General features: G+C 68.1%; 22 protein-coding genes and 2 pseudogenes. 12 read left to right on the top strand and 12 right to left on the bottom strand.

Features of this window, described 5'->3' with window-relative positions; translation table 11 throughout:
• The first annotated feature begins 27 nt into the window (after window positions 1–27).
• The 7 genes and pseudogenes from MELE44368_RS04125 to MELE44368_RS27400 all read left to right on the top strand — a co-directional run.
• A complete protein-coding gene (locus MELE44368_RS04125) occupies window positions 28–1920 on the top strand; it encodes a proton-conducting transporter transmembrane domain-containing protein (protein WP_128107319.1) in 1893 nt (630 codons plus the stop codon).
• A 5-nt stretch (window positions 1921–1925) separates the two neighbouring features.
• On the top strand, window positions 1926–2879 hold the full coding sequence (locus tag MELE44368_RS04120) for a respiratory chain complex I subunit 1 family protein (protein ID WP_128107341.1): 954 nt from the start codon (window positions 1926–1928) through the stop codon (window positions 2877–2879).
• The gene (locus MELE44368_RS04115; RefSeq protein WP_128107318.1) at window positions 2876–3538 is read left to right on the top strand and encodes a hypothetical protein; all 663 of its coding nucleotides are present in this window, start codon (window positions 2876–2878) and stop codon (window positions 3536–3538) included. Before MELE44368_RS04120 ends, MELE44368_RS04115 begins: the two co-directional genes overlap by 4 nt.
• Window positions 3538–5007, top strand: coding sequence for a proton-conducting transporter transmembrane domain-containing protein (locus tag MELE44368_RS04110; protein ID WP_128107317.1), 1470 nt, complete (start codon window positions 3538–3540; stop codon window positions 5005–5007). The genes MELE44368_RS04115 and MELE44368_RS04110 overlap by 1 nt, the downstream gene beginning before the upstream one ends.
• Window positions 5004–6482, top strand: coding sequence for a hydrogenase large subunit (locus MELE44368_RS04105; protein ID WP_128107316.1), 1479 nt, complete (start codon window positions 5004–5006; stop codon window positions 6480–6482). Before MELE44368_RS04110 ends, MELE44368_RS04105 begins: the two co-directional genes overlap by 4 nt.
• A 146-nt stretch (window positions 6483–6628) precedes the next feature.
• A complete protein-coding gene (locus MELE44368_RS04100) occupies window positions 6629–7633 on the top strand; it encodes a PHP domain-containing protein (protein ID WP_128107315.1) in 1005 nt (334 codons plus the stop codon).
• Window positions 7634–7919: 286 nt separating this feature from the next.
• A pseudogene (locus tag MELE44368_RS27400) lies at window positions 7920–10019 on the top strand (Ig-like domain-containing protein); the annotation flags it as partial.
• A gap of 81 nt (window positions 10020–10100) precedes the next feature.
• Here the strand turns inward: MELE44368_RS27400 and MELE44368_RS27470 are convergent.
• Window positions 10101–10154, bottom strand: a pseudogene (locus MELE44368_RS27470) (hypothetical protein); the annotation flags it as partial.
• Here MELE44368_RS27470 and MELE44368_RS04090 point away from each other — a divergent pair.
• Window positions 10138–11769 carry an Ig-like domain-containing protein gene (locus MELE44368_RS04090; RefSeq protein ID WP_128107313.1) on the top strand — a complete coding sequence of 544 codons (1632 nt, stop codon included), beginning with the start codon at window positions 10138–10140 and terminating at the stop codon, window positions 11767–11769. The pseudogene MELE44368_RS27470 and the gene MELE44368_RS04090 sit on opposite strands and share 17 nt — an antisense overlap.
• 47 nt (window positions 11770–11816) lie before the next feature.
• A complete protein-coding gene (locus MELE44368_RS04085; protein ID WP_128107312.1) occupies window positions 11817–12248 on the top strand; it encodes a hypothetical protein in 432 nt (143 codons plus the stop codon).
• Here the strand turns inward: MELE44368_RS04085 and dinB are convergent.
• Together dinB and MELE44368_RS04075 are read right to left on the bottom strand one after the other, a co-directional pair.
• A complete protein-coding gene (gene dinB, locus MELE44368_RS04080) occupies window positions 12245–13453 on the bottom strand; it encodes a DNA polymerase IV (protein WP_128107311.1) in 1209 nt (402 codons plus the stop codon). The genes MELE44368_RS04085 and dinB overlap by 4 nt on opposite strands.
• A gap of 29 nt (window positions 13454–13482) precedes the next feature.
• Window positions 13483–14169 (bottom strand): TetR/AcrR family transcriptional regulator, encoded by a 687-nt coding sequence (locus tag MELE44368_RS04075; protein WP_276051027.1) that lies wholly within the window; start codon window positions 14167–14169, stop codon window positions 13483–13485.
• A gap of 37 nt (window positions 14170–14206) precedes the next feature.
• On the opposite strand from MELE44368_RS04075, the gene MELE44368_RS04070 reads away from it, so the two are divergent.
• Window positions 14207–15676 carry a flavin-containing monooxygenase gene (locus MELE44368_RS04070; protein WP_128107309.1) on the top strand — a complete coding sequence of 490 codons (1470 nt, stop codon included), beginning with the start codon at window positions 14207–14209 and terminating at the stop codon, window positions 15674–15676.
• Here the strand turns inward: MELE44368_RS04070 and rraA are convergent.
• From rraA to MELE44368_RS04030, 8 genes are all read right to left on the bottom strand, one after another.
• Window positions 15673–16152 carry a ribonuclease E activity regulator RraA gene (gene rraA / locus MELE44368_RS04065; RefSeq protein ID WP_064891619.1) on the bottom strand — a complete coding sequence of 160 codons (480 nt, stop codon included), beginning with the start codon at window positions 16150–16152 and terminating at the stop codon, window positions 15673–15675. The genes MELE44368_RS04070 and rraA overlap by 4 nt on opposite strands.
• Entirely contained in the window at window positions 16149–16901 is a 753-nt protein-coding gene (locus MELE44368_RS04060; RefSeq protein ID WP_128107308.1) for a MerR family transcriptional regulator, read from the bottom strand. Before MELE44368_RS04060 ends, rraA begins: the two co-directional genes overlap by 4 nt.
• Window positions 16902–16944: 43 nt before the next feature.
• Entirely contained in the window at window positions 16945–17460 is a 516-nt protein-coding gene (locus MELE44368_RS04055; protein WP_128107307.1) for a hypothetical protein, read from the bottom strand.
• Between the two features lie 90 nt (window positions 17461–17550).
• On the bottom strand, window positions 17551–18474 hold the full coding sequence (locus tag MELE44368_RS04050) for a CopD family protein (protein ID WP_241566470.1): 924 nt from the start codon (window positions 18472–18474) through the stop codon (window positions 17551–17553).
• Window positions 18471–18980 carry a copper resistance CopC family protein gene (locus MELE44368_RS04045; RefSeq protein WP_128107305.1) on the bottom strand — a complete coding sequence of 170 codons (510 nt, stop codon included), beginning with the start codon at window positions 18978–18980 and terminating at the stop codon, window positions 18471–18473. Before MELE44368_RS04045 ends, MELE44368_RS04050 begins: the two co-directional genes overlap by 4 nt.
• The gene (locus MELE44368_RS04040; protein ID WP_128107304.1) at window positions 18977–19603 is read right to left on the bottom strand and encodes a YcnI family protein; all 627 of its coding nucleotides are present in this window, start codon (window positions 19601–19603) and stop codon (window positions 18977–18979) included. Before MELE44368_RS04040 ends, MELE44368_RS04045 begins: the two co-directional genes overlap by 4 nt.
• Before the next feature lie 37 nt (window positions 19604–19640).
• Window positions 19641–20165, bottom strand: coding sequence for a hypothetical protein (locus tag MELE44368_RS04035; RefSeq protein ID WP_206613675.1), 525 nt, complete (start codon window positions 20163–20165; stop codon window positions 19641–19643).
• 7 nt (window positions 20166–20172) lie between these two features.
• The gene (locus MELE44368_RS04030) at window positions 20173–20829 is read right to left on the bottom strand and encodes a DUF6474 family protein (protein ID WP_128107339.1); all 657 of its coding nucleotides are present in this window, start codon (window positions 20827–20829) and stop codon (window positions 20173–20175) included.
• A 208-nt stretch (window positions 20830–21037) separates the two neighbouring features.
• On the opposite strand from MELE44368_RS04030, the gene MELE44368_RS04025 reads away from it, so the two are divergent.
• Window positions 21038–21529: an ImmA/IrrE family metallo-endopeptidase gene (locus MELE44368_RS04025; protein ID WP_128107303.1), complete on the top strand. Its 492-nt coding sequence runs from the start codon at window positions 21038–21040 to the stop codon at window positions 21527–21529.
• Window positions 21526–22701: a hypothetical protein gene (locus tag MELE44368_RS04020; protein WP_128107302.1), complete on the top strand. Its 1176-nt coding sequence runs from the start codon at window positions 21526–21528 to the stop codon at window positions 22699–22701. Before MELE44368_RS04025 ends, MELE44368_RS04020 begins: the two co-directional genes overlap by 4 nt.
• 48 nt (window positions 22702–22749) lie before the next feature.
• On the opposite strand, the gene MELE44368_RS04015 is transcribed toward MELE44368_RS04020, so the two are convergent.
• A complete protein-coding gene (locus MELE44368_RS04015; protein WP_128107338.1) occupies window positions 22750–23148 on the bottom strand; it encodes a helix-turn-helix domain-containing protein in 399 nt (132 codons plus the stop codon).
• Window positions 23149–23151 lie beyond the last annotated feature (3 nt).

The raw sequence follows: 23151 nt of genomic DNA, 5'->3' as shown, positions 1-23151 counted from the left end.
TTGTCCCGCAGCAGCTTCAGTATCATCATGGGACTGAGCACCTCGGCTGTCGGCGCCATCGGAGTGTGGCTGGGCCTGATCGCCGTGTTCGGCCCCGCCCGTGACGTACGCATCGGCTGGCTGCTGCCGTTGGCCGGCGTGCACCTGCACCTTGATCCGCTCGGCGGGTTCTTCATGGCGTTGACCGGCGCGGTCGCGGTGCCGGTCGGCATCTATGCGATCGGATACGCACACGAGCTGAGCCGCACCGCGACGACCGTGCTTCCCCTGTTCGTGGCCGCCATGTTGCTGGTGCCCGCGGCGGGATCGGTGACGACGTTCTTGTTCGCCTGGGAGCTGATGGCCATCGCCTCGTTGGTCCTGGTGCTCACCGACCACACCCGGCCCCCGGTGCGCTCGGCGGCGTTGGTTTACGCGGTGATGACCCAACTCGGCTTCGTCGCGATCCTGGTCGGCCTCATGGTGCTGTCCGCGGCGGGCGGCGCGGACCGCTTCGCGGACCTGGGCGGTGTGTCCGAAGGCACGCGGACGATGGTCTTTCTGCTCACGCTCGCCGGCTTCGGGTCGAAGGCCGGTTTGGTGCCGTTGCACGCCTGGTTGCCGCGGGCCCACCCCGAAGCGCCCAGCCCGGTGTCGGCGTTGATGAGCGCGGCGATGGTGACCCTCGGCATTTACGGCATCGTGCGCATCGACCTGCAGCTGCTCGGACCTGGACCCCGCTGGTGGGCGCTGACGCTACTGGCCGTCGGGGCGGCGTCGGCGCTCTACGGCGTGCTGCAGGCTTCGGTGGCGGCGGATCTCAAACGGCTGCTTGCGTATTCGACCACCGAGAATATGGGCCTGATCACCCTGGGGCTGGGCGCGGCGACGTTGTTCGCCGACGCCGGCGCGGGCGCACCTGCGACCATCGCGATGACCGCGGCCGTGCTGCATCTTCTCGCGCATGCGGCGTTCAAGTGCCTGGCGTTCATGGCCGCGGGGTCGGTGCTGTCGGTGACCGGGCTGCGTGATCTCGACCGGCTCGGCGGGCTGGCGCGGCGGATGCCCGCGACGACGACACTGTTCGGGGTGGCTGCCCTCGGCGCGTCCGGGCTGCCGCTCGGCGCCGGCTTCGTCAGCGAGTGGCTGCTGCTTCAGTCGCTGATCCGCGCCCCGGGCAACGACACGGTGGTGTCGCTGCTGGGGCCGCTGGCCATGGGGGCGGTCGCGCTGACGGCCGGCCTCGGGGTGGCCACCATGGTCAAGGCGTTCGGCATCGGCTTTCTGGCCCGGCCGCGTTCCGAACCCGCTTCGGCGGCAAGGGAATCCTCGCGCACGATGGTCGGCGCCATGACCATCGCCGCCATCGGCTGTGCGTTGATCGCGGTGGTTCCCGGGCTGGTCGCCCCCGCACTACGGCGGGTGCTCGAGACGCTGCCCGCAGCGCAGACGGTCAACTTCACCGACTTCGGGATCATGATCCGGCTGCCCGGTGTCCCCGGGTCCCTCGCGCCTGCGGTGATCGCGGGGGCGCTGGTGCTGGCGATCCTCGCCGTGGTCGTCGCCAGCCAGTGGCGGTCCCGACGCCGGCCGGCCGCCGAACGGCTGCCGTTGTGGGCCTGCGGCGCGGGCGACCTGACCGCGCGGATGCAGTACACCGCAACGTCGTTCGCCGAACCGCTGCAGCGGGTGTTCGACGACGTTCTTCGCCCCGACACCGCCATCGAGGTCACCCCGACCGCCGAATCGCGGTACATGGCCGACCGTGTCACCTACCGGAACCGGATCGGCGACGCCATCGAGGAGCGGCTGTACACACCGGTCGTGCGCGCGGTGGCGACCGCGGCCGCGGTGATCCGCCGCGCCCACACCGGCAGCATCCACCTCTACCTGGCCTACGGGGCGCTGGGTGTACTGATCATCCTGGTGGTCGCCAAATGAACCTGATGTCCTACCTCGCGGGGGTGGCCCAACTGGCCACGGTGGTCCTCGGTGCGCCGCTGGTGATCGGGTTGATGCGCCAGGTCCGTGCGCGCTGGGAGGGCCGCGCCGGTGCGGGGGTGCTGCAGCCGTGGCGGGATCTGCGCAAACAGCTTGGCAAACAACAGATCACGCCCGAGGGCACCACGCTGATCTTCGCCGCCGCGCCGTTCGTGCTCGCCGGCACCACGCTCCTGATCGCAGCGATCGCCCCGGTGGTGGCCACCGGGTCGCCGCTGGACTCCAGCGCCGATCTGTTCGCCGTCGTCGGGCTGTTGTTCCTGGGCACGGTCGCGCTCACCCTCGCAGGCATCGACACCGGTACCTCGTTCGGCGGCATGGGCGCCAGCCGTGAGACCACCATCGCCGCTCTGGTGGAGCCGACGATCCTGCTGGCGGTCTTCGCATTGTCGATCCCGGCCGGATCGGCGAATCTGGGTGCACTGGTGGCTAATACGTTGGACAACCCGGGCCAGGTGGTGTCGCTGTCCGGTGTGTTGGCGTTCGCCGCGCTGGTGGTGGTGATCATCGCGGAAACGGGCCGGTTGCCGGTGGACAACCCCGCCACCCACCTCGAGCTGACGATGGTGCACGAGGCGATGGTCCTCGAATACGCCGGGCCGAAGCTGGCCCTGGTGGAGTGGGCGTCGGCGATGCGGATGACCGTACTGCTGGCGCTGCTGGCGAACCTGTTCCTGCCGTGGGGAATTGCCGGTGACCAGCCGACCGCGCTCGCGGTGGCAGTCGGCGTGGTCGCCGTCGCGGTGAAGGTCGGTGTGCTGGCGCTGCTGCTGGCCAGTGTCGAGGTGTTCATCGCCAAGCTGCGGCTGTTCCGGGTGCCCGAACTCCTGGCCGGGTCCTTCCTGCTCGCCTTGCTCGCGGTGACCGCGGCCAGCTTCTTCACGGTGGGGGCCGCATGATCGACTCGAACTTCATCACGCTCATCGGGTTCGCCGCGGGCGGGCTCACCCTGGCGGCGGTGCTCATCGTGTGGCGGCGTGACCTGCGTGCCATCGTCCGCCTGCTGGCCTGGCAGGGCGTGGCGCTGGCCGCGATTCCGGTGGTGCGTGGTCTGCACGACGCCGAAATCGCGCTGGTCGCCGTGGGAGTCGCGGTGCTGGTGCTGCGCGCCGGGGTACTGCCGTGGCTGCTGGCTCGCGCGCTGGCCGCCGAGCAGGAGGCCCAGCGTGAAGCGACACCGCTGGTGAACACCGCTACCTCGCTGCTGATCGCCGGCGTGCTGACCATCGTGGCGTTCGCGATCACCCGCCCGCTGGTCGACCTGTCGCCGGACCCGGTCGTCAGCGCAGTGCCCGCGGCGTTCGCGGTGATCCTCATCGCGTTGTTCGTGATGGCCACCCGACGGCACGCAGTGTCGCAGGCGGCCGGTTTTCTCATGCTGGACAACGGGATCACCGCCGCGGCGTTCCTGCTGACCGCCGGGGTGCCGTTGATCGTGGAACTCGGCGCGTCGCTGGACGTGCTGTTCGTGGTGCTGATCATCGGGGTGCTGACCGGCCGGTTGCGTCGGGCATTCGGCGGCGCCGACCTCGATCGCCTGCAGGAGCTGCGGGACTGATGACCACACTTCTGCTCGCCCCCGTCCTCGTGCCCGCCGCCGCGGCGCTGGTGAATCTCCTTGCCGGATGGCGGCGTTGGACCGCGGCGCTGTCATTGGTCTCGGCCGTCACCGTGCTGGTCTGCGGCATCGTGCTCGCCACCCGGGTCGAGTCCGCTCCGCACCTGGCGCTGGGCGGTCTGCTGCGCGCCGACGCGCTCTCGGTCACCATGCTGATCGTCATCGGCGTGGTGGCCAGCCTGTCGACATGGGCCAGCGTCGGCTACATCGGCGCCGAACTCGAACACGGTCACACCGATGCGGGCGGTGCACGGCTGTACGGCGTCCTGACTCCGGCGTTCATCGCAGCGATGGCACTTGCGGTGAGCGCCAACAACATCGGGGTGATCTGGGTCGCCGTGGAGGCCACTACCGTCGTCACCGCGTTCCTTGTCGGGCACCGTCGCACCCGCGCCGCGCTGGAGGCGACGTGGAAGTACGTGATGATCTGCTCAGTGGGCATCGCGGTGGCGCTGCTGGGCACCGTCCTGATGTACTTCGCCGCTCAGCACGCGGGCGCACCCGAGGCGCAGGCGCTCAACCTCGACGTGCTCGCGGCGTACGCGGCCGGGCTCGATCCGGGCGTGGCGCGCCTAGCGGGCGGGCTGCTGCTCATCGGTTACGGCGCCAAGGCCGGCCTGTTCCCGTTCCACACCTGGCTCGCCGACGCCCACAGCCAGGCCCCGGCGCCGGTGTCGGCGTTGATGAGCGGTGTGCTTCTGGCCGTGGCGTTCTCGGTGCTGTTGCGCATCAAACCGGTCATCGATGCCGCGACCGGGCCCGGCTTCCTGCGCACCGGGTTGATCGTGCTCGGCTTGATGACGCTGCTCATCTCCGCGCTGATGTTGGTGGTCACCGGCGACGTCAAGCGCATGCTCGCATACTCGTCGATGGAGAACATGGGACTGATCGCGATCGCCGCCGCGGCAGGCACACCGCTGGCGATCGCGGGCCTGCTGCTACACGTGTTCGCCCACGGTGTCGGCAAGACTGTGCTGTTCCTGGCGGGCGGTCAGCTGCAGATCGCGCACGACTCCACCGCGATCCGTGACATCAGCGGGGTGGTGCGCCGCTCCCGGATGGTCGGCGGGTCGTTCTCGGTCGGACTGATTGTGCTGCTCGGGTTGCCACCGTTCGCGATGTTCGCCAGTGAACTCGCCATCGCGCGCTCGCTCGCCGACGCCGGCTTGGCCTGGGCGCTCGCCGCGGCGATACTCTTGGTCGCGGTCGCGTTCACGGCGCTCGTGCGCAATTCGGGTCGCATGCTGCTCGGGACGGCACCGGCCGGCGCGCCCGCGATCGCGGTGCCCGGCTCGGTGGCGGCGGCGCTGGTGGTGGGCGTGGCGGTCTCGATCGTCCTTGGTATCACGGTGGGTCCGCTCACGGAGCTGTTCGCCGACGCCGCAAGCCTGCTCGGAGGGCTGCGATGAGAAGCTATGTACGGCATCGTATCTCGCGAGAGTCCCTCAGGGACAAGGCCGAGGAGCTCTTCGGGTCTGGGTTCCGGCTCGCGCTGGTGGCGGGGCACGATGACGGCGACGGTGTGCTACGGACGGTGTATTTGTTCCTCGCCGGTCACCCCGACCGTCGGGTGGAACTCGAATGCGTCCTGCCGCCAGGCGATCCCGAAGTGCCGTCGCTGGCATACCTGTCGTTTCCGGCCAGCCGGTTCGAGCGGGAGATGGCCGACCTGTACGGGATTCGCCCGGTTGGACATCCGCGCCCCCGCCGGTTGGTCCGGCACGCGCACTGGCCGCAGGATTGGCATCCCATGCGCCAAGACGCCGGCCCGCCACCGGAATTCGAGCCGAGGGGGCGTTTTCCGTTCGTCACCGTGGAGGGTACGGGCGTGTACGAGATCCCGGTGGGGCCGGTACACGCCGGACTGATCGAGCCGGGCCATTTCCGGTTCTCGGTGGTCGGCGAGACGGTGCTGCGGCTCAAAGCCCGGCTGTGGTTCGTGCACCGCGGCGTGGAGAAGCTGTTCGAGGGCACACCCGCCGGCGCGGGCGCGGCGCTGGCCGAACGGGTCAGCGGCGACACCTCGGCCGGCCACGCGCTGGCCCACAGCCTCGCCGTCGAGGACGCCCTCGGCATCACGCTTCCCGACACCGCACACCGGCTCCGGGCCCTTGTCGTCGAGCTGGAGCGGCTCTACAACCACGCCACCGACCTCGGTGCCCTGGCCAACGACGTCTCGCTCGGGATCGCCAACACCCACGCGCTGCGGATCAAGGAACGCCTCCTGCGCCTCAACGCCGAGGTGACCGGCCACCGTCTGCTGCGGGGCGCCATCCGCCCCGGTGGGGTGGTGCTGCGCACGCTGCCCGACCCCGTCGTGCTGCGGGAGATCGTGGCCGACCTGGCCGAGGTGACCGAGCTCACCCTGCGCAACAACGTGGTCTACGACCGCTTCGCAGGCACCTCGGTGCTCGCCAAGGACGACGCCCTCGCCTTGGGATGTCTCGGCTACGCCGCCCGGGCCAGCGGCGTTCGCACCGATGCCCGCGTCGACCACCCGACGACCGAACTTCCGGTCACCGAGGTCGGCGCGACCACCGGGGACGTGCTCGCCCGATACACGGTGCGACGCGACGAGTTCGCCGCATCGGTCGAGTTGGCGTGCGCGCTGATCGAGTCACACAGCGGCTCGCTCGAATACCAGGAACCCGTCGACGGGCGCGGTGGGTCGTCCAGCGGTGTCGGCATCGTCGAGGGCTGGCGCGGCACCATCGTGCACCGCGTCGAGGTGGGCGCCGACGGGAAACTCACCCGGGCCAAGATCGTCGACCCGTCCTGGTTCAACTGGCCGGCCCTTCCCGTTGCGATGGCCGACACGATCGTTCCCGACTTCCCGTTGACCAACAAGAGCTTCAACCTGTCCTACGCCGGAAACGATCTGTGACGTCGCGCTGACCACCGTGACCGATGCCCAGCTGAGCGCGGCCACGCCGTGCGAGGACACGCGTATGGACGAGCTGTTGGCCCTATCGGGGGTCTGACGGGACGTGACCCGGCATGGCGCGCGCCCTGACCGGGCACACTGGAGGTATGGATCCCGTCATCGCCCTGCGCCAGATCGCCTACTACAAGGACCGCGCGCGAGAAGACCCCCGCCGGGTGATGGCCTACCGGAATGCCGCCGACATCGTGGAACGCCTGTCCGCGGAGGAGCGGGAACGCCATGGGGCGGCCAACTCCTGGCAATCGCTGCCCGGTATCGGGCCCAAGACGGCAAAGGTCATCGCACAGTCGTGGGCCGGAGGCGAGCCCGATGCGCTTGTCGAACTACGTTCCAACGCAGCAGATCTCGGTGGCGGCGACGTGCGCGCAGCGCTGCGTGGCGATTTACACGTGCACTCGAACTGGTCCGACGGATCCGCGCCGATCGAAGAGATGATGCTGGCGGCAAGGGATTTGGGCCACGAGTACTGCGCGTTGACCGACCACTCGCCGCGGTTGCGAGTGGCCAACGGACTGTCCGCCGACCGGCTGCGCAAGCAACTCGACGCGATCGACGAACTGCGTGAGGCCGTCGCGCCGATGCGGATCCTCACCGGCATCGAGGTCGACATCCTCGAGGACGGATCGCTCGACCAGGAGGAGGAGCTGCTGGAACGCCTCGACGTGGTGGTGGCCAGCGTGCACTCCAAGCTGGCGATGGACGAAGCGTCGATGACGCGCCGCATGCTCAGGGCCGTGGCCAATCCACACACCGACGTGCTCGGACACTGCACCGGACGCCTGGTCACCGGCGGGCGCGGCATGCGGGCGGAGTCGAAGTTCGATGCCGAGAAGGTGTTCACCGCCTGTGCCGAGCACGGCACCGCCGTCGAGATCAACTCGCGGCCCGAACGCCGCGATCCACCCACCCGACTGCTGAACCTGGCGCTGGACATCGGCTGCGTGTTCTCTATCAACACCGACTCGCATGCGCCCGGCCAGCTCGAGTTTCTCGGCTACGGCGCCTCACGTGCGCTTGACGTGGATGTGCCCGTGGAGCGGATCGTCAACACCTGGCCGGCCGACAAATTGTTGGCCTGGACTGAATCGTAAAATGGCGTTACCGTAAGCGGCGTTCGCATCGATTCGCTCCGTGGCTATAACGCGTGCGTCGATAGCTAATCGGAATCTGCAATAAATATTGCGCCCTGAAAAGCGTCCGACTCCGCATGCTCGCGTAATGCTGCCTGTACGCGCGTGGTTCGCGACAGTTTCTGAAGCAATTAATCCCAAAACGTTATACCTGCTTACCAACCTTGCTAGTGTCGCCACATTGAATGCATCCGGGGATGGGTGAACGCGCCGCTGTAATGCGCGGTCGGGGGAAAGGGGTAACTCGATGGTCGCCGCAAGCAAAATTGAGGGTTTTTCCAGCAACGTCAAGTGGCATAATTTCCGCGCGGAGCGCGCGGCAAATTCAGCTTCTTATGCGCGGTATGTAGGTCGAGTTGGCGCCTTGGCGGTGGCGTTGGGCGTCGGCGTCGCCGTCGCGACGGGTGGGACGGGATTGGCGTGGGCCAACCCGGGTTCAGCGGGCGATTCGCCCAGTTCGGGGGAGTCGTCGAGTGACGGCGCGGATTCATCATCGGGGCAGGCTGCCGGCGGAGAATCCGCTGCGACGCAGACCGAGAGCGGGACCGTCGACGATGAGCCTGATGGAGACGACGGCGACGGTCTCGATTCGGATGCCGATGACGCCGCCGACGCCGGGCAGCCCACCGACACCACCCTGCCGACCGACGATGACGAGTATGAAGACTCCGACGAGCACGACGGCGTCGAGGGCGACGATCAGGACAGTACGGCCGCTACGGTCGAGCCGGAATCAATAGTCACTCAACGCGACTCCGCCCTGCAGGGCGGCGCGTCAGATGATGTTGAGAAGGCCGCGGAGCGTATCGACGATATGGCTTCCGTCGCCGAGCCCGTCGATGATCCCCGCGCCTCCGAGCTGACCGAACAGCAGCAGCCGGCAGAGTCATCGACGAGCCGGGTGAGTGCTGAGACCCTCGTGGACGAATCTGTCCAGGTGGCGACGATCTTGGTGGAGGACGAGCCGACCCCGACGGCGACGGAAACCTCAAGCGACGTGGTCGGGATTGCGAGCACAGTCATGGCCGCGCTGCTGTCGCCCTTCGTGGCGCCAGGACCTGGGGCGCCTGCCGAGCCACCGTTGGCGTGGGCGTTGCTGGGCTGGGTGCGTCGCGAGTGGCAGCACATGCTCCTGAACCGCACGCCAACCCCGGTGGTCGATGACATCACCACTTCGGAGGACACGCCGATCACCGTCGATGTCGTCACCGGCACCGACCCCGACGCGGTCGCCGGGGATGTGGTGACCATGACCGAGTTGACCCAGCCGCAGAACGGGACGGTGACCTACGAGGGTGGCACCCTGACCTACACCCCGAATGCCGATTTCCACGGCACCGATACCTTCACCTACACGATCTCCGATGAGGAGAGCCCCCTGCATGTCCATGGGCTGCGGGGACTGTGGGCCGTCCTGTTCGGCGGCGACGCCGGCCATGCCAGCACCGTCACCGTCACTGTGACGGTCAACCCGGTCAACGACGTCCCCGAGGCGGTCGACGACTTCGTCACCGTCGCTGAGGATTCCGGGGCAACCGTGATCGACGTGTTGGACAACGACACCGATCTCGACGGTGACGACCTCGCGGTCATCGCCGTCGGGTCCGCGGCGAACGGCACTGCCACGTTGACCGACGGGGTCATCACCTACGCCCCGAATGCGGACTTCTACGGCACGGATTCGTTCTCCTACACCATCTCCGACGGCATGGGCGGTACCGCCACCGCCACCGTGACGGTCACGGTGACCGCCGAGCAGGATCCGCCTGCCCCGGCGGATGACATGTACACCACCGACGAGGACACGACGCTGAACATCCCCGCGCCGGGAGTGTTGGGCAACGACGTCGACGTCGACGGGGATGACCTGTCGGTGCAGCTCGCCCAACAACCCCTGCATGGCATTGTCTCGCTCAACGAGGATGGTTCGTTCACTTATACGCCGACAAGTGACTTTCACGGCGTCGATTCGTTCGTCTATACCGTTACCGACGGTAATGGCGGAACCGCCACGGCCACTGTGTATGTGACGGTGAATCCGGTCAACGACGCCCCTGAGGCTGAGGATGACGCGGTGACGGTCGACGAGGACTCCGGCGCGAAAGTCATCGACGTGTTGGGGAACGACACCGACGTCGACGGGGACGCGCTCTCGGTGACTACCGTCGGCTCCGCGGACAACGTGGCGGTTCCGCCGTTACCGTCGGCGATGGTGTAGGTGAACGAATCGGTGCCGTGGAAGTCCGCGTCCGGGGTGTAGGTGATGACACCGTCGGACAACGGCACGGTCACGTTGACCGACGGTGTCATCACCTACACCCCGGACGCGGACTTCCACGGCACCGATTCGTTCACCTATACCATCGCCGACGGTAATGGCGGAACCGCCACGGCCGCCGTTACCGTCGGCGATGGTGTAGGTGAACGAATCGGTGCCGTGGAAGTCCGCGTCCGGGGTGTAGGTGATGACACCGTCGGTCAACGTGACCGTGCCGTTGTCCGACGGTGTCATCACCTACACCCCGGACGTCGACTTCCACGGCACCGATTCGTTCACCTATACCATCGCCGACGGTAACGGCGGAACCGCCACGGCCACTGTGTATGTGACGGTGAATCCGGTCAACGATGCTCCCGAGGCCGTCGATGACTTCGTGACGGTTGACGAGGATTCCGGCGCCACTGTGGTCGATGTGTTGGGCAACGACACCGACGTCGAGGGTGACGAGCTCACGGTGACTGGTGTCGGCACCGCAAGCAATGGGACGGTCACGTTGACCGACGGTGTCATCACCTACACCCCGGACGTCGACTTCCACGGCACCGATTCGTTCACCTACACCATCGCCGACGGTAACGGCGGAACCGCCAGTGCCACAGTGTATGTGACGGTCGACCCGGTCAACAACGCCCCGGTCGCTGTTGATGACATCGTGCGGGTCGACGAAAACTCCACGACCAACGTCATCGACGTGCTGGGAAACGACACCGACGCTGACGGAGACGACCTCTCGGTGACCGCCGTCGGCCCCGCGGGCAACGGCACGGTCAAGTTGACCGATGGCGTCGTCACCTACACGCCATCCCCCGACTTCGATGGTACCGACTCGTTCACCTACACCATCGGAGACGGCAGAGGTGGCTCGGCCACCGCGACCGTGACCGTCACGGCGAAGGACGCGGACACCATCACGTTCGACGACGGAGCGCGGCCGTCGGAAACCTTTCTCTCCGACGACGGGAACCGAATCTATGTGCTGACCGGTGGTGAACTGCGAATCGTCGACCGCGCCACCCGTGAGTGGGTCGACACCGTCGAACTCGGCGTAACGCCATCGGGTTTCACGATGAGCCGCGACGGACGCTACGCCTACGTCGGCACCAACTCTTCGTCCGGCGCTGAGGCCACGGCGGTGAGGAAGGTGGACCTCGTAACCGGTCGTTCGACCGAGATCGGCGCGGTTCGCCAACCTACGGCAATGGCGCTCAGCGCCGACGGCGGCACGCTGTACGTGACGAACTTTCAGGACGGCACCGTGTCGGTGATCGACACGGCAACCGGGGATAACCGGGTCATCGACGTGGCTCTGCGGACAGCAGTCATCGCCGTCAGCGAGGACAACACGACCCTGTACGTCGGCAGCGTCATCAACGATGTGGGCGCGGTCGACGTCGCGACCGGGACGTACAAGGTGGTGTATGAAGGTGACTGGAATTATTGGTACATTGCGGATCAACGCATCACCGTCGTGGGCGACCGGGCGTACGTGACCGACGGGCTCAATGACAACTTGGTCGTCATCGACACGAAATCCGACGAGGTCATCGCCGTCTTCGACGACGTCGGGCCGCGTCCGTCAAGCGTGGCCGCGACGCGCGAGGGTGACGTGATTCTCGTCGCCACCCGCGGTGACGGCAGCGTCCGCGTTGTCAGCCCCGAGTACGGCGTGCGTGGAGCGATCGAGGTCGGTAACAACCCAAGCGATATCGATTTCGCGGTGGATGCCGACAGTGTTTACGTCACGGTCAGGGACGGCATTTCGATCGTTTCAGCCGAAGACATCTATGCGCTCCTGGAAACGCAGCAGCAGCTCTGAGCTAACGCTGCTGCGGCGGCGTCAGCCGGGGTGGATACACTCCGCGCATGCGCGCTGACCTTGGTATCGACACGACGATCACGCTGCTGGCCGCGGGGCTGATCTTCCTGCTGGCGCTGGTGCTCGGCGTGTGGAAGTACCGGCAGATGGCCACGGCGGAGAACCACCTGGCGCACCCGTATGTGGACATCGCGCACCGCGCGGCGCTGCTGTACTCGTTCGCCACGCTGCTGCTCGCGGTGTTCGTCGAACTGAGCCGCTGGCCCGCGTGGGTGAACCTGATCGCGGCGATGGTGGTGGTGTTCTTCTTCGTCGTCGCGATCGCGAGCTATATCAACCACGGCTCCCGCCGCGACACCACCAACCAGTTCGAGCACCCCACCGCGGCCCTGCATGCCGGGATGGTGGCGCTCATCGTCGGTGAGATCGGCGGGTTCGCGGTGCTGTTCGCCGGATTTGTTGCCGCGCAGTTCTTCTAGTCCGGCAGCTGCGGCATCTCCAGGCCCGGATCGCGGCCGAGCAGCACCCCGCGGGTGACCGCTGCATTCCCGAACCGCCGTCGCACCTGGTCGACCGCGGCGGCGAGCGCGATCGGATCGGCGTGTTCCTCGAACGGCAACTCCAACTGTTGTGCGCCTTCGCGGTCGATGCCCGACACCGCGAAGCCGACCAGCGTCAGGCCCCGCTCGGCGATCAGCGGAGCGGCGGCCGCCACCAAAGACCGCGCCGTGGCCAGGATCGCGTCCGTCGACGCCGTCGCGCGCGGCATGGTGTGTGAGCGGGTGGCCCGGCTGAAATCGTCAAACCGCAGCCGTAACATCACGGTTCGTCCAGTGCGACCGGCCTTGCGCATCCGGCGGGTGATCCGGTCGACGAGGTTGACGACGACGGCGTCGACCTCGGCCGCCGACATCGCGTTGCCTGCCCGGCCGAGGGCGCGTTGGGCACCCACCGAGCGGCGGCGCACGCCGGTGACCACCCGGCGCCGGTCGATGTTGCGCGACAACGCGAACAGCCTGCTGCCCATCGCCCCGCCGACCAGCGAGCCCAGTGTGGACTCGCTGAGCTCGGCGACGTCGGCCACCGTCTGGATGCCGTAGCTGTGCAGTTTGTCGGCGGTCTTGGCGCCGACGCCCCACAGTCGTCGCACCGGCAATGGATGCAGGAACGCCAGTTCCCGGTCGGGCGGCACGAGCAGCAGCCCGTCGGGCTTGGCCTCCTGGCTGGCCACCTTCGCCAAGAACTTGGTGCGCGCGATGCCGACCGTGATGGGCAGCCCGACCCGGTCGCGGACCCGGGCCCGCAGCCGCGCGGCGATCTCCACCGGGGTGCCCGAGACCCGCCCCAGCCCGGACACGTCGAGGAAGGCCTCGTCCACGCTGAGCGGTTCGACGAGGGGCGTGGTGTCCTCGAACACCTCGAACACCGCCCGGCTGGCCTCCGTGTACGCCGACATGCGCGGGGTCACGACGACGGCGTGGGGACACAGCTGCCGGGCCTGACGCCCGCCCATCGCGGTGCGCACGCCGTAGGCCTTCGCCTCGTAGCTCGCCGCCAACACGACGCCGCCTCCCACGATCACGGGCCGACCGCGCAGCGCCGGGTCGTCGCGCTGCTCGACGGACGCGTAGAACGAGTCGAGGTCAGCGTGCAAGATGGCCGCGGCCGACTTGGACACGAACATATGTTCGCATCACCGGCCGACAATCGCGGTCAGTGTGGCGGTTCGCCGTAGATGCTGGTGACCCAGATGTGGGCCAGCGTGTCGACGAGGTTCTCGGGGGCGACGGCCGGTTGCTGCTCGGCGAACGCCGCCAGCATCGTCCGCTCGTTCATCAGGTTGAGCGCGACGGCCAGGTCGGCCGAGGGGATGGTCACCGGCGCTGCGCCGCGGGCGCGTTCGGCATCGATGGACTCGGTCGTGTAGTCGATCCACTTCTGCATGAACCGCGACCACACCTCCCGGATCTCGGAGTTGGACGGCCGCGCGGCAGCGCCGGCGAGCGTCACGGCTCGATGCGAACCGAACGTTTCGAACAGCGCATTGATCGCCTTCCACACGCCGGCGGGGTCGACGGAGGCATCCAGGCCGCCCATGGCTTCATCGGCATTGTGATCCGCCTCATCGATCACCTGCCGGACGAGCGCCAGCACGACCGCGTCCTTGGACGGGAAGTAGAAGTAGAACGTCGGCCGCGAGATACCCGCCCCTTTGGCCAGGTCATCGACCGAGATGTCCGCCAAGCCACGCTGCTCGAGAAGGCGCTCCGCCGTCGCCAGAATCGCCTGTTCACGTTCGTCGCCGGAGGGCCGGCTCGTGCGGCGGCCACGGGCGGTGCGGGGTTGGCTGGCGGTGGTCACCCACGCGACTTTACACGATGTCGAAATTATCGACACCATGTTGACTCGCTCGACGCACCGTTGATAGCTTTACAGCATGACTGAATTTGTCGACGTCGTAATCGTGGGTGCGGGCATCTCCGGTATCAGCGCCGCCTGGCACCTGCAGGACCGCTGTCCCGGCAAGAGCTACGTGATACTGGAGCGCCGCGAGAACCTGGGCGGCACCTGGGACCTGTTCAGGTACCCGGGCATCCGCTCGGACTCCGACATGTTCACCCTCGGCTTCCGGTTCAAGCCCTGGACGTCGGAGAAGGCCATCGCCGACGGCCCGTCGATCATGGCCTACCTGAAGGAAACGGTCACCGAGTACGGCATCGACAAGCACATCCGCTACAGCCACAAGGTGCTGGGCGCCGACTGGTCCGACGACGAGCACCAGTGGACAGTGCGCGTCCAGCGCGACGGGCAGGACGTCGAGATCAAGTCATCCTTCCTGTTCGCCTGCAGCGGCTACTACAACTACGACGAGGGTTATCTGCCGAAGTTCGAGGGCTATGACGACTTCGAAGGGACGCTGATCCATCCGCAGCACTGGCCGGAGGACCTCGACTACCAGGGCAAGAAGATCGTGGTGATCGGCAGCGGTGCGACGGCGGTGACTCTCGTTCCCGCGCTTGCCGATTCGGGTGCCGGCCACGTCACGATGCTCCAGCGCTCGCCCACCTACATCGGTTCACTGCCCGACGTCGACCAGTTCAGCGTCCGGATGAACAAGACGCTGCCCGAGAAGGCGGCCTATGTGATCAACCGCTGGAAGAGCATCGCAGTGCAGTCGGGTCGCTACCAGTTCGCCCGGCGCTTCCCGAACGCGATGCGCAGGATCCTGCTGAAGATGGCCCAGCAGCGGCTGCCCGAGGGCTACGACGTCCACACGCACTTCAACCCGAAGTACAACCCGTGGGACGAGCGGTTGTGCCTGGCGCCCAACGGCGACCTGTTCAGGGTCATCCGCAAGGGTAAGGCCGACGTCGTCACCGACACGATCGAGCGGTTCACCAAGACCGGTATCAAGTTGGCGTCCGGCAAAGAGCTCGAGGCCGACATCATCGTCACCGCAACGGGTTTGAACCTGCAGCTGTTCGGCGGTGCGTCGATCTCGCGCAACGGTGAGACCATCGAGCTCAACAGCACGATGGCCTACAAGGGCATGATGCTGACCCACATGCCCAACATGGCGTTCACCATCGGCTACACCAACGCCTCGTGGACGCTGAAGGCCGACTTGGTGTCCGAGTTCGTCTGTCGCCTGCTCGATTACATGGATGCCAAGGGGTATGACACCGTCGAACCGCAGCATCCCGGCAATAAGGTCGACGAACGCCCGCTGATGGACTTCACCCCTGGCTACGTGCTGCGTGCGCTGGACTACCTGCCCAAGGCCGGCCATGTCCCGCCGTGGCGGCTCAAGCAGAACTACTTCTTCGACCTGCGCCTGATTCGCCACGGCAAGGTCGACGACGAGGCGCTGAAGTTCACCAAACACCGCGCGCCGGTGAAGGTCTAGGGGCTGACGACCACTATGCCGTCGTCGTCGCTGTAGGCGACGTCGCCGGGCGTGAACACGACGCCGCCGAACCCCACCGGGATATCCCGTTGCCCGGCACCGGTCTTGGTGCTCTTACGGGGGTTGGTGCCCAGCGCCTTGACACCGATGTCGAGGGTGCGCAGCGTCGCGGCGTCCCGCACGGCACCGTTGATGATCAGCCCCGCCCAGCCGCTTTCCACGCCCAGGCCGGCGATGACATCGCCGACCAACGCGGCGTGCAGCGAGCCGCCGCCGTCGATCACCAACACCCCGCCGTGGCCCGCTTCGGACAGCACCGATTTCAGCAGCGCATTGTCCTGAAAGCACTTCACCGTGGTGATCGGTCCGGCGAACTGCGCACGGCCGCCGTACTGGCGCAGCTGCAAGTCGCAACTACGGACGTCGGGGCCGATCTCGTCGACCAGGTCTGCGGTGGGGCGGGGCTCGATGCTCACCGCTCGATGCTAGCGACGATGATGTCGCGGACCCACTGGGCCAGGCCGGGTTCGGCGTCGTTGTAGAAGTTGCCGAAGCGCTCGTCCTCGACATACATGTCGCCGAGGCAACGATGCATGTCATCGCTGCAGTCGTAGAACCGCTCGATGTTGGCCCGATGGCGCGCCGCGAGCTCGTTGGCCGTCGCCGAACCGGGTTCGACGCCGTCGCGCTTGGCCGACGCGAGCGCCGCCAGAAGCGCGTCGTTCTCCGCCTTGAAGTCGATCCAGTCCTGTTTGGTCATCTGCGCGGTTCGCTGCTGCGATTGCCGCCACTCCTCGGTGCCGCCCCAGCGCTCTTCGGCTTCGGCGGCGTACTCGTCACTGAACGCCTCGGTGCCGAAGATCTCGATCTGCTCCTCGGCCGTGAGTTGAATTCCGCTGCGGTGTGCGCTCATCAGTTCCTCCACTGCTTTGATCGTGTGCTGCAGGCGGTCGGCCTGCTCCAGCAGCAGGCGGTGCTGGTGCTGGAGGCGCTCGAGCACATCGGCGTCCCCGTCGAGCAGGGCGCGGATTTCCTCGAGCGGCAGCCCGACCGATCGGTACACCAGCACCAGATGCAGTCGCTCGATGTCGGCATCGGTGTAGCCGCGGTAGCCGGCCGAGGTGCGGATGCTCGGCACCACCAGACCGATGTGGTCGAAGTGGTGCAGGGTCCGCACCGAAACCCCGATGAGGGCGGCTACCGCGCCGACGGTTCTGGCGTCCATGACGCCACTATCGACCCTGACGTCGCGTGAGGGTCAAGTGCGATCAGTTCTTGCCGCCGCTGCGGCGCACCAGCAGCACGACGAGGATCGCCAGCACAACGGCCGCGACGGCGGCCGCGATCGGCAGCCGCGACGACTCCGGGCCCGGCGGCGGAAGCGGCTCGGGCCCCGAGACGGGGTTGCTCGCGCTCGCCACCGCGGCCTTGGCCTGCGCAGCGGTGACTTTCGCTGCCGACGTCAGGCTCTCGTCGGGGGTCGGCGGTTTCGGCGCCGCGGCCGGCTCCGGAGCCTTCTTGGCGGGCGCCTTTTTGGCCGGTGCCTTCTTGGCCGCGCCGTTCTTGGCCGGCGCCTTCTTGGCCGGGGCCGCCTTCTTCGCAGGCGTCTTCTTCGCTGCCTTGGCGGGGGCCTTCTTGGCCGGCGTCTTCTTCGCTGCCTTGGCCGGTGGTTTCTCGGCGGGCGGCTGTTCGCTGGACTGCGCGTCCGGCACCGGCGGTCCCGACTCGGCGGCCGGCGGCACACCTTCCGGCTTCTCGTCGGGTCGGCCCTGCTGGTCTGCCATTGGGCTGCTCCTTTGCAGTTTCTCTGTCTCGGCCTGTGGGCATGCGCGCGGGAACCGGCAACGGTCCCATCATGCCAGGTCGGCCATGCGCTAACTGGTGACGGCCAGTCCAGCGGCAAGGGCCAGCGCGACGGCCATCACCGTCAATTCGACCACCGACCGTGACCGTGACACCACCGCGGTGGCCCGATGCGACCGCGCGGCGGGCAGCCACATCGTCCTGTTTCGCCAGCCCAGCAGCACCAACGCGGCGGTCACCGCGATTTTCACCGACAACACCCGGCCGCATCCGGTGGCGTACAACTCCGCGACCGAATCCAGTCGCACCGCAGCACCGAGCACACCGCCGGCCAGTAGCGCCAGCACACACCACAGCGACAGCGTCGAGAACCGCGGCAACAGCCGTGCCCACTGGCCGCGATGCTCGACCGTCAGCAGCAGCGCGGCCAGCGCGCCGCACCACAGCGCCGCGGCCAGCATGTGCACCGCCACCGCGAACCCGCCCAGCGCGCTGTCCGAGAAGTGCCCTGTCAGCGGCCGCGCCACCACGCCGACGGCGGCCACCCCGGTCAGCACCACGACGGTCGGCATGCCGCGGGGCGCTGCGAGCGCCGCCACGCACACCACCGCCGCCGCGCCCAGCGCGACGAGCCCGGACCGCCCCGCCGTCGTCGCGACCAGGAAATCAGCCAGCGTGCCGAGGTCAAGCCGCAACACCCCGACGCCGGCGGTCTGCGCGGCCGCCACCACCAACCGGGTCAACTCGGCCAGCAGCCAGACTCCGGCGGCGGCGGCCAGCGGCGTCGCGGCCCTGGATGTCACCTCGGCGCGGTGCCGATCCCCTTCGAGCATCGGCACCGCCGCCAGCCCCAGGGTGACGACCGCAGCACAGACCGAGATCGCGCGCACCAGCGTCGCGGTGAGCGAGGCCTGCGGGTAGGCCAGCGCCCACGCCAGCACCGCCGCGGCCGCCACCACCAACGCTCCACCGGCCACCGCGCTGTGCCGCGTCACGTGCGTCGCCGTACCGCCCACAGGACGCCCGCGCCGACGATGACGACGACCCCGACGTAAAGCGGCCACATCGGAATCCCGCCGTCGCCCGAATCGTCGGCCGTGGTCGCCGACGGCCCGGGCGTCCCGGTGCCGGCGACCGTCAGCTCGAAGCTCCACGAACCGGAGACGACATGGCCGTCAGCCGAGGTCGCCCGGTAGTTCACCGTGTAGGTGCCTGCCGGGCCGAGTGGGCGCACCCCGACGCTGACGACCGCGCCCTCGACCGTGGGCTCGCCGGTCGACCACAGGTTGCCGTCGGGTCCCACCACGGTCATCGCCGCGAACTGCGGCTGCATCGCTTCGTTGAACGTCGCGCTGACAGTGGGCGGTGACTCTGTCAGCTCGGCATTCTCGGCCGGGTCGGTGGCGATGCGGGTGGCGTGCGCGGACGCGTCCGGTGCCCCGGCCAGCACGCCGGCCACCAGCCCGACCGTCAACAGAGCCATCGCGAGAACGCGTTTCATGACCGCCTCCTTGTCAGGGCCACCGCCACCGCGGCCGCGGCCACCGCCAGTGCGCCGCCGGCCAGCCAGCGGGCCGCCGCGTCGACCGTCGCCGGCTGCGCCGGGGCGGGCTCGGCCAATTCCAGCACGGGGACCGGGTATTCGGGCTCGGCACCGTCGGGCACCGGGGGCTGATCCCAGCGAACCACTGTGCCGTCCGAGTAGGTCTGGATGGTTGGGAAGCTCACCGAGTCGCCGTCCGGCAGCTTCGCCGATATCCGGAACAGGGCGAACTGGTCGGAGGAGATGCCGGTGCCGGGCTCGGCGGTCCAGGTGACCGACCGGACCGTGCCTGCGGCGACGTCACGGTCGAGGCGAGCCGTCCACCCGGGCATCGCCTCGGTGCGGACCGATGTCACGTCGGGCAGTTCGACGCTCAATTCTGTTGTCAGCGCGCCGGTGTCGGACTCACCGGGTACCCGGAACGTGACGATGGCGGTGCTGCCGGGTGCGGCGTGGTCGGTCTCGGCATGGACGTGCGCCGACGCCGCCCCGGCGGCCGCGAACCCACCGACCAACGCGGTCGAGGCAGCGGCGGCCACGGTGATGAGGGCGCGCGAGGACGCCTTCGCAATGGAACTCATCTTTTTCTTTGCTTTCTGGTGTCGATGAAGGGTCAGGTCAGCGGAGGGCGCCGACGGGTGGACCCCGGTGTGACACCGAAGCGGCGAGCAACAGCGCCGAACGTAGCGGCTGCTCGGCGCGGCGAACGGCGGTGACCGTCGTCGCGGCCACCGGCGGGCGCACGACGCGCACCATCGTGCCCACGACGCGCGAGGCGGCGCGCCACAACCGCTCGCCGGTGGCGATCAGGACCGCACCGGCCCCGACGGCGATCGCGTGGGTGACCAGCATCGCCCATGCGGGCGGGGCGGCGCCGTGCGTGTGGGCGTGGCCGGCGGCGAGCATGAGGTGCCCGAGGAGTTGCCCGACGGCGAGCACGCCGGTCAAGACGCGGATGTCGCCTGCGCGTGGCATCGCCGTTGCCGCCGCTCCCACGGTCGCGGCCAGCACGGCCAGTTGGATGGCCGACGCTCCGGCCGGTGGCGTGCCGCCGCCCGTGCCGTGTGCGGCGACCGCGAGCGCCGCGGTCAGCAGACCGCAGGACAGCCCCCGAATCCGGGCCGCGACGCGGGATGGCGACATGGTAACCTCAGGCCACGCCGAGCCGTGCCATCAGGTCGGCGTCGATGCCATCGAGTTGGCGGGCGATCGCGGCGTGCGAGGCGCGCCGCTGCGGCGTCGGCATGTGCTCAGCGGCGGTGACGGCGGCCGACAGGTCGCTGAGCCGCTCTGTCATGGCCGCGACGAACTGCTTGGTCTCGGCGTCCTTCGGCTTCTTCTGCGCGACCAGCCGCACCGAGTTCTCCGCGCCTGCGATGCGGGCCGAGAGTTCGCCGCCCTGCCCGGAGAACTGGCCGAGCTGGGTGATCGGAACGCCCAGGCGTTCGGCGCGCCGTTCGTCGAGCACGCCCCGCATCGAGGTGGCGGCGCGGTAGGCGATCGGCACCACGACCGGGGCGAGCAGCCGGGTCACCGTGAGCAGCCGGCGAATCCGGCCGGGGGCGAAGATCTTGCCTTCCTGTGCGGCCTTCAGCTGTGTCTCGGCCACTTTGAGCGCGGCCCTGTCGCTTTCGCGTTGCGCCTTCAGCTGGGCTTTGAGCGCTTTGGCCTCGGCTTTGCGTTCAGCCTTGAAGCGACGCTGCTCGTTCTTGGCCGCCAGCTTGGCCTCGAGCTTGGCCTTGGCCTTGATGGCGCGCGCCTCGGCTCGACGGGTGGCGCGAGTCTTGCGTCGCTTGAACGGGCTCATCCCGAGTGCCTCCCGGCTGTGGTTCTGGTTGCGGTGCAGCCCAACATTATCGTCCGGTGCAGCCGGGTCGACGGTGGTGGGCTTGGCAGCACCATGCGATGCGGGCATGCTGGACCACTGGGGGAACCGCGAGATTGGGTCAACTGGCCAGAAATGCCCGCCCCGACGGGGCGAAGCGAGCATAGTGGACGCGTTGAAGGGGGTTTTGATGGCTGCCAGCCGCCGTGTCACCCGCGCCGTGGGTGCGGTGCTAGACCTGGCCCCGCGACAAGGTGAGGTCTCACTGACCCGACTCGTCGAAGCGGTCAGCGAGGACCGGGGCCGACCGATCGAACTCAAGATGGCCGACCTGCCGCCCGGGGTGTGTGGGCAGTGGCGGCAGTACACCGACCGCGACGTGTTCCTGATCCAGAAGGGCCTGCCCGCATGGGACCGGACCCTGGCCCACGAACTCGGTCATCTGGTGCTCGGCCACGAGGGCATGCCGGTGGTGGAGGCGGCCCGCGAGAACGTCGAGGTGGCCAGCTTCGACCTCATCGGATACATGCTCAACCAGCGGACTGGCTGCATGGGGCCCGCGGGTGAGGACGCTGAGCAGGAGGCCGAGGACTTCGCGGCGCTGCTGCTGTACCGGTTGGGCCGGTTGCCGTCGGACCGGTCCTCGATCGTCCAAGTACGGCTCGGAGAGGCATTTGGTTGATCGTCTGGGTGATCGCCGGTCTGCTCGGATTGGCCACCGGACTGCGTATCGGCTGGGCACTGGTCAACAAGCAGTCCCTGGTGAGCACGGCGATGATCCTGGCGTTGGGCAGCCTGGGGCTGGTCGCCGCGCTGAACTGGCCGCCGTTGACGCTGCTGATCGACACGGCGTTGCGCTGGCCGAACATGTCGATGGGGTTGACCCAGGTCGCCTTGATCGGCTGCGCGGCCGGCAGCTGCGTGATGATCACCACCGTCTCCTCAGGACGTAAACCCGCCACCATCCGCAAGGTCGCCATGGTGCAGTACGGCATCGCGGGGGTGATCGCCGTGGTGAGCCTGGTGGGCTTCTTCAGCGCCGGGCAACAGCCGGAGATGTCGCCCGACGAGTACCTGCGACAGAACCTCAACTCGGGCGGCGGCAACTCGCTTCCGTGGCTGCTGCCGCTGCTGTACGTCCTGCTCGCGCTTTCGCTGGTGTCGTGGGCGGGGATGCGCTATTCCAACCGCAGCCGGCGGGGCCGCGCACTGTTCGTCTTCACCGTCGGGATCGTGCTGATCGTGGCGGCTTCGGGGTTCTTCTTCCTGCGGGTGGTCGGTGACACCGGGCCCGTGGGCGTGCGCACCGCTGCGACGCTGCTGGGGTGCGCCATGCTCGTCGTCGCGGCGGGATCGCTGCTGCCCAGCGTCGAGGACTGGTTCGGCGCGCGCCGGGAACTCAGGGTGATCCAACCGCTGCTGACCGAGTTGGGGCGGCGGCATTCCGACATCGGAATCGGGGTGCGCCCGCGCGGCCCGCTGGCGTTCCGGGTGGCCGAACGGATGTCGCTGATCTCCGATGCGCTGTTCCTGGAGGCCACCGCAGCGGACGCCAACCGCGACGGTTCCCACAGCGACGACGACGGCGAGGAGATCGAGACGCCCGACGTGCCGCCGAGTGAACAGGCGAGGGCGATCGCGCGATGGATCTACACCGGCCGCGAAGACGCCCCGAACGGCCACAAGGTGGATTTTCCCGGGCCCGGTTGGCTGCGCCAGCCGGAGACGTATTCAGACCGCGAATGGATCCTCGAGATCGCGCAGCAATACCGCGCGCTCACCCGAGCCCAGGGCGGCTCGGGTGACGCGTCCGGAAATACACAGCCTCAACCGGCACCGCTGGAAAGCCGCTGAAACCTCAGCGCAGCACTTCGCCGGGCACTCACGCCCCGCGAGCGAGGGCTAATCGTCCAGATGCTCCCGGCGACGCAGCTCGTCTGCCTTCTGCACGAGGTCCTGCTGGGCCTCTGGCGACAGGCCGACGGTGCGCGCCGCAATACGACGGACACCCTCGTCGCGCATGTTGGCGAGCCAGGTCAGTTCCTTGTCCAGCTTCTCGTAGTACTCGTCGTCGGTGAAGTACGCCGGCTTGATACGGAAGAAGTTGGCAAGGGCCGCCATGGTCGCTGCGGACGGGTTGGTGCGGTTGCCTGAGCGAAGCTGAGACAGGTAGGGGGCTGACATGGTGATGCCCTCTGCCTTGAGCGCTGCAATCACTTCAGCCGACGTGTGCGGGCCCCGGCCGGGCGGATAAACCGTGTCGAACAGGCGGTTTAGTCGGGCGGCGAACGTCGTGCTCATCGA

The organism is Mycolicibacterium elephantis DSM 44368, from assembly GCF_004014805.1.
Classification (GTDB): Bacteria; Actinomycetota; Actinomycetes; order Mycobacteriales; family Mycobacteriaceae; genus Mycobacterium; species Mycobacterium elephantis.
This window is presented reverse-complemented; position numbering and strand designations above follow the sequence as displayed.

Coding starts and splice junctions, on each gene's coding strand:
- dinB (WP_128107311.1), bottom strand. CDS start 13,453: ATGTTCGTGTCCAAGTCGGCCGCGGCCATCTTGCACGCTGACCTCGAC.
- MELE44368_RS04075 (WP_276051027.1), bottom strand. CDS start 14,169: ATGGTGTCGATAATTTCGACATCGTGTAAAGTCGCGTGGGTGACCACC.
- MELE44368_RS04055 (WP_128107307.1), bottom strand. CDS start 17,460: ATGGCAGACCAGCAGGGCCGACCCGACGAGAAGCCGGAAGGTGTGCCG.
- MELE44368_RS04045 (WP_128107305.1), bottom strand. CDS start 18,980: ATGAAACGCGTTCTCGCGATGGCTCTGTTGACGGTCGGGCTGGTGGCC.
- MELE44368_RS04120 (WP_128107341.1), top strand. CDS start 1,926: ATGTCCTACCTCGCGGGGGTGGCCCAACTGGCCACGGTGGTCCTCGGT.
- MELE44368_RS04090 (WP_128107313.1), top strand. CDS start 10,138: ATGACACCGTCGGTCAACGTGACCGTGCCGTTGTCCGACGGTGTCATC.
- MELE44368_RS04100 (WP_128107315.1), top strand. CDS start 6,629: ATGGATCCCGTCATCGCCCTGCGCCAGATCGCCTACTACAAGGACCGC.
- MELE44368_RS04015 (WP_128107338.1), bottom strand. CDS start 23,148: ATGAGCACGACGTTCGCCGCCCGACTAAACCGCCTGTTCGACACGGTT.
- MELE44368_RS04110 (WP_128107317.1), top strand. CDS start 3,538: ATGACCACACTTCTGCTCGCCCCCGTCCTCGTGCCCGCCGCCGCGGCG.
- MELE44368_RS04035 (WP_206613675.1), bottom strand. CDS start 20,165: ATGTCGCCATCCCGCGTCGCGGCCCGGATTCGGGGGCTGTCCTGCGGT.
- MELE44368_RS04060 (WP_128107308.1), bottom strand. CDS start 16,901: ATGGACGCCAGAACCGTCGGCGCGGTAGCCGCCCTCATCGGGGTTTCG.
- MELE44368_RS04025 (WP_128107303.1), top strand. CDS start 21,038: ATGGCTGCCAGCCGCCGTGTCACCCGCGCCGTGGGTGCGGTGCTAGAC.
- MELE44368_RS04125 (WP_128107319.1), top strand. CDS start 28: ATGGGACTGAGCACCTCGGCTGTCGGCGCCATCGGAGTGTGGCTGGGC.
- MELE44368_RS04105 (WP_128107316.1), top strand. CDS start 5,004: ATGAGAAGCTATGTACGGCATCGTATCTCGCGAGAGTCCCTCAGGGAC.
- MELE44368_RS04030 (WP_128107339.1), bottom strand. CDS start 20,829: ATGAGCCCGTTCAAGCGACGCAAGACTCGCGCCACCCGTCGAGCCGAG.
- MELE44368_RS04070 (WP_128107309.1), top strand. CDS start 14,207: ATGACTGAATTTGTCGACGTCGTAATCGTGGGTGCGGGCATCTCCGGT.
- MELE44368_RS04040 (WP_128107304.1), bottom strand. CDS start 19,603: ATGAGTTCCATTGCGAAGGCGTCCTCGCGCGCCCTCATCACCGTGGCC.
- MELE44368_RS04115 (WP_128107318.1), top strand. CDS start 2,876: ATGATCGACTCGAACTTCATCACGCTCATCGGGTTCGCCGCGGGCGGG.
- MELE44368_RS04085 (WP_128107312.1), top strand. CDS start 11,817: ATGCGCGCTGACCTTGGTATCGACACGACGATCACGCTGCTGGCCGCG.